Source organism: Mesorhizobium silamurunense, assembly GCF_014843825.1.
Taxonomy (GTDB): domain Bacteria; phylum Pseudomonadota; class Alphaproteobacteria; order Rhizobiales; family Rhizobiaceae; genus Mesorhizobium; species Mesorhizobium silamurunense.
Map to the genome: position 1 here is coordinate 21679 of NZ_JHQR01000065.1, position 7321 is coordinate 28999.

Below are 7321 nucleotides of genomic sequence, written 5' to 3' on the forward strand. Positions count from 1 at the left end.
TCTGGTGAGCCAGTCGTTTCCGGCTGGAAGTGTCAGAGCCAGCCGCGGCGGCGGAAATACCAGAAGGGCAGGATCGCCGAGACCACCATCAGGCCGATGGCAAAGGGATAGCCGAATTCCCATTTGAGCTCGGGGATGATGTCGAAATTCATGCCATAGATCGAGGCGACCAGGGTCGGCGGCAGGAAGATGACGGCGGCGACCGAGAAGATCTTGATGATGGCGTTCTGCTCGATCGAGATCATGCCGAGCGTGGCGTCGAGCAGGAAGGAGATCTTCTGCGACAGGAAGGTGGCGTGGTCGGCGAGCGACAGCACGTCGCGCGACAGCGTCTTGATGCGGGCCCGCACATCCTTGCTCATCTTGGTCTGGGCCGCGACATGGGCGAGAAAGCCGGCCAGGCGCTGCAGCGAGATCAGGCTGTCGCGGACGGAGGACGCGAGATCCTCCTTGCGGCCGATGCCCTTGAGCAGCTCCTGGAAATCGCGGTTGCGCTTCGAGGCCTTGGTCGAGCGCGCCTCGAAGATGTCGCGCGAGATCGCCTCCACATCGCGCCCGGCGCGCTCGAGGATGTCGGCGAGGCGGTCGACGATCGCTTCCAGCAGGCCGATCAGGATGGTGTCGCCGCTGGTGCAGCCGGTCGCCACCTTTTCGGCGCGCAGCGGGAAGGTCTTGAAGGCCTTCGGCTCGTGATAGCGGATGGTGATCAGCCTCTTGCCGGCCAGCGCGAAAGTCACCGGCGACATCAACGGGTCGTCGACCTCGGTCTGGGCCGGCAGCACGGCGGTCATGAAGTAGCCGCCGTCCTCGACATAGAGGCGGCTGGAGATCTCGATCTCTTCCATCTCCTCGCGCGTCGGGATGGCGATGCCCAGCCAGCTCTCGATGGCGGCCTCTTCCTCCTTGGTCGGATTGAAAAGGTCCGCCCAGACGACCCTGTCGCCGTCCGCGGCGAGGTTGTCAGTGACGCGCAGGCGATCATTGTCCACGACGAAGGCCTTGATCATCGCCGGGTCTCCCTTGCTGGACCAAAGAGATTTCGAAGCGTCGTCAGGATTGCATGGGCTTCGAGGAGCCCGCGAGCACCAGCGGATTAGACCCGCGATCTTGCCAGGTCAAGACGCGCGACAAGTGTGCCCGGCCCAAGGCGGGCCGACTCCGCAACCGATCCGCCGAGATTGTCAGGTGTTGAACTTGAACAGCATGATGTCGCCGTCCTGGACGACATATTCCTTGCCTTCGTCGCGCGCCTTGCCGGCTTCCTTGGCCGCCACTTCGCCGCCCAGCGTGACGAAGTCGTTGTAGGAGATCGTCTGGGCGCGGATGAAGCCGCGTTCGAAATCGGTGTGGATGACGCCGGCCGCCTGCGGTGCCTTATCGCCTTTGTGGATCGTCCAGGCGCGCGTCTCCTTCGGCCCGACGGTGAAATAGGTGATGAGCTGCAACAGTTCGTAGCCGGCGCGGATCACCTTGTTGAGGCCCGGCTCATCCAGGCCGATCGAGGCAAGGAATTCCATTTCCTCCTCGTCGGAAAGCTGAGCGACTTCCGCCTCGATCGCCGCCGAGATCACCACCGTGCCGGCGCCTTGCGCGGCAGCCATCTTCTCCACCGCTTGCGTGTGCGCGTTGCCGGTGGCGGCGTCGGCCTCGGCGACGTTGCAGACGTAGAGAACGGGATGCGACGTCAACAGGTTCAGCCCCTGCAGGATGCGCAGGTCCTCCGGCGCGATGCCCTTGAGCAGGAAGCGCGTCGGCTTGCCGGCCTGCAGCAATTCGAGCGCTGCCTCCATCATCGGCAGCACGGCCATTGCTTCCTTGTCCTTACCCGAGGCGCGCTTGCGGACCTGGACGATGCGGCGCTCCAGGCTTTCGAGGTCGGCAAGCATCAGCTCGGTCTCGACGGTCTCGGCGTCGGCGACCGGATCGATGCGGCCTTCGACATGGGTGATGTCGTCATCCTCGAAGCAGCGCAGGACATGGACGATGGCGTCGACTTCGCGGATATTGGCGAGGAACTGGTTGCCCAGCCCTTCGCCCTTGGAGGCGCCGCGCACCAGGCCGGCAATGTCGACGAAGAAGATGCGGGTCGGGATGATCTCCTTCGACTTGCCGATCGCCGCGATCTTCTGCAGGCGCGGGTCCGGCACCGCCACTTCCCCGGTGTTCGGCTCGATGGTGCAGAAAGGATAGTTGGCGGCCTGCGCGGCGGCCGTCCTGGTCAACGCGTTGAACAGCGTCGACTTGCCGACGTTGGGCAAGCCAACGATGCCACATTTGAAACCCATCTTGTCCGGTCCTATCGGGAATTTGATTTTGGTGAGGGCTATGGGCGAAAGGGACGACGAACGTCAAGCCCCATGCCCTGATCGTGACTGAGCCTAAAGCGCGTCGCGTTGAAACGGAGTCGGGCGACGCGCTTTAAGTCCTTGTTTTGATGCATGTCGTTCTCCCAAAACCGCTGCGCACTGTTGGGCGACATGCATTAGTCCTTGCCGAACAGCTTCTTCAGCATGGCGGCCATCGGTCCACTTTCGGGAACCTTCGCCGGCGGCTGCTGCGGGCGTGCTTGGCGGATGTGGCTCTGCTGTTTCGGCGCCTTCGGTGGCGGCCGGTCGTCGTCGCCGGTCGGGACGAGCTTGTCGCGCAGCGCGAGCGTGATGCGGTTCATGAAGGAATTGTCGTCGCCCTTGGCAAGCAAGCCTGCGTCATCGGCGATCGCGTCGAGCAGAACATCGAGCCACTCACGATCGCCCTTGGCGAAGTCGCCGAGCACATGGCCGTGCACCATCTCCTTGACGCCGGGATGGCCGACACCGATGCGCACGCGGCGATAGGCGTTGCCGACATGCTGGTCGAGCGAACGGATGCCGTTGTGGCCGCCGGAGCCGCCGCCCACCTTGACCCTGACCTTGCCTGCGGCAAGGTCGATCTCGTCGTAGAAGACGGTGAGGGCGGCAGCGTCGAGCTTGTAGAAGCGCAGCGCCTCGCCGACCGACTGTCCGGACAGGTTCATGAAGGTCTGCGGCTTGATCAAAAGGACCTTCTCGCCGCCGAGCGTGCCTTCCGAAATCAGCCCCTGGAATTTCTTCGACCAGGGCGAAAAGGAATGGCGGCGGGCAATCGCGTCCGCCGCCATGAAGCCGACATTGTGCCGGTTGTTCTGATATTTCGCGCCCGGATTGCCGAGGCCTGCAAAAACAAGCATCGTCGACTCCAGGCAGAAAATTACTTCTCTTCGGCCTCAGCGGCCTCAGCTTCAGGCGCTTCTGCTTCGGCAGTCTCCTCGGTCTCCGGCTTCATTGCCGCGGAACCGGCAATGGTCGCGATGGTGAAGTCGCGATCGGAGATCACCGACTTGACGCCGGCCGGCAGGGCAACCGCCGAAATGTGGATCGAGTCGCCGATTTCGGTGCCGGTGAGATCGACGGTGATGAATTCCGGGATCGCATTGGCCGGGCAGTGGAACTCGACTTCGTGACGCACGATGTTGAGCACGCCGCCGCGCTTGATGCCGGGCGACTTCTCTTCATTAATGAAGTGGACGGGCACGTCGACATTGACCTCGGTGTCCTTGCCGATGCGCAGGAAGTCGACATGGACCGGGAAGTCCTTGACCGGATCGAGCTGGAAGTCCTTCGGCAGTACCTGGATCTTCTTGCCATCGACATCGATCGTGGCGATCGTGGTCAGGAACCCGCCGCCGTGGATCTTGTAGAAGACGTCCTTGTAGTTGAGCGCAATCGCCAGGGGGGGCTGCTTGTCGCCGTAAATAACTGCAGGCACTTTACCGTTGCGGCGAACTGCACGGGCGGACCCCTTACCGACCTGTTCGCGCGCTTCGGCCTTGAGCTCGTAAGCCTCGTGGCTCATGGCATTTCCTTTCGCGTGTTATGGAGCGTTCGCGGCGGGCAAGCCCGTCCGTAAACGTCGAAAGCCGTCGCGGCCTTGCACGATCTGTCCGATGCGTTTGGCGATCCAAATGCGTCTGGGGATCATGCAGGCCTGGCCGGCCTTCCTCCGCGTTGCCTCCAAGGGTGTCTACGCGGGTGGCGGCTCTATAGCGGAAGGCGGCGAGGGGCGCAAGCCGTTGAACCGCAAGCCTCAGCCAAGGTCTACGCAAACATCTGGCCTGACGGACAGAGCATAGTCGACGCCACCGGCCGGTGCAAATTGGATATGGCGGGTTGCGCCGGGGTCTCCGTCTGCGCCCGTCATGTCGCATCGGGCAGGTTTCAATCGTCCTTGGCAGGCATTCGAAGAACTTTTGGAGATCGACATGAAACTTCTGTTCAGCCGCAATCCCAATCCCCGCCTCGCGGTCGCGGCGGCGCGCTATCTGAAGGCGGATATCGCCTTTGAATTCGCCTCGCCGACGGCGCCGGGGCAGGCCGAGCGCTATCGCGCGCTGAACCCCAATTTGACCTTGCCGATACTGGTCGGCCCGGGATGGAGCCTGTGGGAAACAGACGCGATCGCCTGCCGGCTCTCGCGCGACATGCGTTCCGATTTCTGGCGCGGCGGCGATGACGAGCCAGAGATGATCCGTTGGATAAGCTGGGGCAAGGAGAATTTCGCCAGGGCCTGCGACATGGTGCATTTCGAGCGTGGCACGAAACAGCGCTGGAGGCTGGGACCGATCGACAAGGCCCTGGTCGAGGAGGGGCTGTGGCTGTTCCACATGGCGGCTGCCATCCTCGATGTCGTGCTTTCGAAAAGGGAGTGGCTGGTAGGCAATTCCGTCTCCTATGCCGACTTCCGCATGGCGACGTTTCTCGCGTTCAACGATGTCGCCAGGTTGCCGCTCGACGACTATCCGTCCATCAGCCGCTGGTATCGCCGGCTCGAGGACATCGATGCCTGGCGCGATCCGTTCCATGGGCTGGAAGCGCCGCCACTGCCACTGGTCAACAGCGAGGCCGAGCCGGACTGAGCCCCATTTGAACCGCCCTTTTTGAGGGATCGCCGCCGAGGCGGCCGGCCGACCCGTAGCGGAAATGGCCGATAGCCGCGCCGTCTTGGCGTTGCGAGCATGGCCCGGACTCTGGATCCGCTGAACCATTGAACGGCGAAAGGACGCAAACTCAATCCCTCTGCCGGGCCCGTTTTGAAATCTTCTCGCTCATTTAATTCTATAAAATCGGTAGTCTTAATGAATAAATGCCACGAGGAGAGCCGAGATGACGAAGAAGCTGGTGGTGGGGATATCCGGCAACCTGACCCGACCGTCGAAGACCAAGTCATTCATCAGCCATATTGCCGGCGAGGTGGCAGGCCGGATCGGTGCGGCCCCGGCAGTCTTCGACATCGAAGACCTCGGTTCATCCTTTCCTGCGGCACGCCGCCTCGGCGATCTCGACGCGACCGCTCGCGCCATCATCGATCAACTGGTCAATGCCGATGTGGTGGTGGCGGGGTCGCCCACCTTCAAAGGCAGTTATACCGGCCTTTTCAAGCACTTGTTCGATCTTCTCGACCCATCGTCACTGCGTGGAAAACCGGTCGTTCTGGCAGCGACCGGCGGCGGCGAGCGTCATTCGCTGATCGTCGAGCACCAGCTTCGGCCGCTGTTCGGCTTCTTCGAAGCGCTGACAATACCGACCGCGATCTACGCCTCCGACAAGGATTTTGCCGATGGCGTGCTGGTGTCGGAAGCCATCCATGCCCGTTCCCGCCAGGCCGTCGCCGAGGTCGTCAAAGTCGTCGGCGCCACCCGCAGCGTCGGCCTCGCCGCCTGACTCCGAAGCAGTCGTTTTCCGAACGGAAGGATCAGCCATGACCATCCCCAGCCAGCCCAGACAGATCAAGCTCGGCGCCTTCCTGCCGGGCGGCGGCCAGCATGTCGCTGCCTGGCGCCACCCGGACTCGCCGGCCGACGGCGCGACCAATTTCGAGTTCCACAGAAAGCTCGCGCTGACCGCCGAGCGCGGCCTGTTCGACGCCTATTTCCTGGCCGACAATCTGACGGTCGGCCTCGGCGCCCGCGAGGGCGGCAACGCCAAGATCGCCGGTTTCGAGCCGGTCACGCTGTTTGCGGCGCTGGCGCCGCTCACCACCCATCTCGGCTTCATCGCCACGGCCTCGACCACCTATGAGGAACCATACACGCTCGCCCGCAAATTCGCTTCGCTCGACCTTCTGTCGAACGGCCGCGCCGGCTGGAACGTCGTCACTTCGGCGGGCGACGACACGGCGCGCAACTTCAACCGCGACGTCCAGCCCAGCCACGCCGAGCGCTATGCAAGGGCGCATGAGCATGTCGAAACCGTCAAGGCGCTGTGGGACAGCTGGGAAGACGACGCCTTCATCCGCGACAAGAAGACCGGCCGCTTCTACGACAAGGACAGACTGCACGACATCAATCACAAGGGCGAGCATTTCAGCGTCAAGGGGCCGCTCAACGTGCCGCGCCCCGTGCAAGGGCACCCCGTGGTGGTGCAGGCAGGCCAGTCCGAGGACGGCCGCGGGTTAGCCGCGGCCTCGGCCGAGGTAATCTTCACAGCGCATCAGAACCTCGCCTCCGCGCAGGAATTCTATCGCGACATCAAGGCGCGCGTGGCGGCGGCCGGCCGCGATCCGACGCAGGTGCTGATCATGCCGGGCGTGGCGCCTTTCGTCGGCCGCACCGAAGAGGAAGCCCGCGCCAAATACCAGCAATTGAACGACCTGATCCTGCCGGAAGATGGCGTGGCGCTGCTCAACGCGCTTGCCGGCCAGACGCTCGACCTCCGGGACTATCCGCTCGACGGGCCGCTGCCGCCGAGCAAAGAAACCGAAGGCATGAAGAGCCGGCAGGCGCTGATCCGCCAGATCGCCGACGAGCACAATTTTACGATCCGCCAGCTCTATCAGTGGGTGGCGACCGCGCGCGGCCATTACACGGTGATCGGCAGCGCCACCCAGATCGCCGATCAGCTGGAGGAATGGTTCACCAGCGAAGCCGCCGACGGCTTCAACATCCTGCCGCCATGGCTGCCCGGCGCGCTCGACGATTTCGTCGATCTGGTGGTCCCCGAATTGCAGCGGCGCGGCCTGTTCCGCACCGCCTACGAAGGCAGGACGCTGCGCGAAAATCTCGGCCTCAGGCGGCCGGAGAATCCGTGGACGGTTGCCCGCTCGACCGTGCTCGCCGCCGAATGATCCCCTGAAAAGGAAAGGCAAGACGATGACTTTGCAGCACATCGAACGTCCAATCGGCATCGGCGGGCGCAACGGCGGCAACGGCTTCGGGACGGAGGCCGTGCGGCTGGCCGGTCGCGCCTCGGCGCGGATCCTGTCGCGCTATGGCGTGCTTCTCGGCTTCCTCGCGCTGTGGCAGGCGGCG

General features: G+C 63.5%; 7 protein-coding genes. 3 read left to right on the plus strand and 4 right to left on the minus strand.

The features are described 5' to 3' along the window. Positions 1 to 32: 32 nt before the first annotated feature. The 4 genes from corA to DH10_RS08025 all read right to left on the minus strand — a co-directional run bounded on the left by corA (position 33) and on the right by DH10_RS08025 (position 3870). Positions 33 to 1007: a magnesium/cobalt transporter CorA gene (corA, locus tag DH10_RS08010; RefSeq protein ID WP_192256247.1), complete on the minus strand. Its 975-nt coding sequence runs from the start codon at positions 1005 to 1007 to the stop codon at positions 33 to 35. 174 nt (positions 1008 to 1181) lie between these two features. Beyond that, positions 1182 to 2285, minus strand: coding sequence for a redox-regulated ATPase YchF (ychF, locus tag DH10_RS08015; protein WP_192256245.1), 1104 nt, complete (start codon positions 2283 to 2285; stop codon positions 1182 to 1184). Positions 2286 to 2482: 197 nt separating this feature from the next. Next, positions 2483 to 3205: an aminoacyl-tRNA hydrolase gene (gene pth, locus DH10_RS08020; protein WP_192256243.1), complete on the minus strand. Its 723-nt coding sequence runs from the start codon at positions 3203 to 3205 to the stop codon at positions 2483 to 2485. Positions 3206 to 3225: 20 nt separating this feature from the next. After that, positions 3226 to 3870, minus strand: a complete 645-nt coding sequence (locus DH10_RS08025; RefSeq protein WP_192256241.1) for a 50S ribosomal protein L25/general stress protein Ctc — start codon at positions 3868 to 3870, stop codon at positions 3226 to 3228. Between the two features lie 406 nt (positions 3871 to 4276). Here DH10_RS08025 and DH10_RS08030 point away from each other — a divergent pair, with 406 nt between their 5' ends. The 3 genes from DH10_RS08030 to DH10_RS08040 all read left to right on the plus strand — a co-directional run bounded on the left by DH10_RS08030 (position 4277) and on the right by DH10_RS08040 (position 7137). Then, complete coding sequence (locus tag DH10_RS08030; RefSeq protein ID WP_192256239.1) at positions 4277 to 4930, plus strand: glutathione S-transferase family protein; 654 nt, start codon at positions 4277 to 4279, stop codon at positions 4928 to 4930. 247 nt (positions 4931 to 5177) lie between these two features. Next, on the plus strand, positions 5178 to 5735 hold the full coding sequence (gene msuE / locus DH10_RS08035) for an FMN reductase (protein WP_192256237.1): 558 nt from the start codon (positions 5178 to 5180) through the stop codon (positions 5733 to 5735). A 37-nt stretch (positions 5736 to 5772) separates the two neighbouring features. After that, positions 5773 to 7137 (plus strand): LLM class flavin-dependent oxidoreductase, encoded by a 1365-nt coding sequence (locus tag DH10_RS08040; RefSeq protein ID WP_192256235.1) that lies wholly within the window; start codon positions 5773 to 5775, stop codon positions 7135 to 7137. Positions 7138 to 7321: the final 184 nt, after the last annotated feature.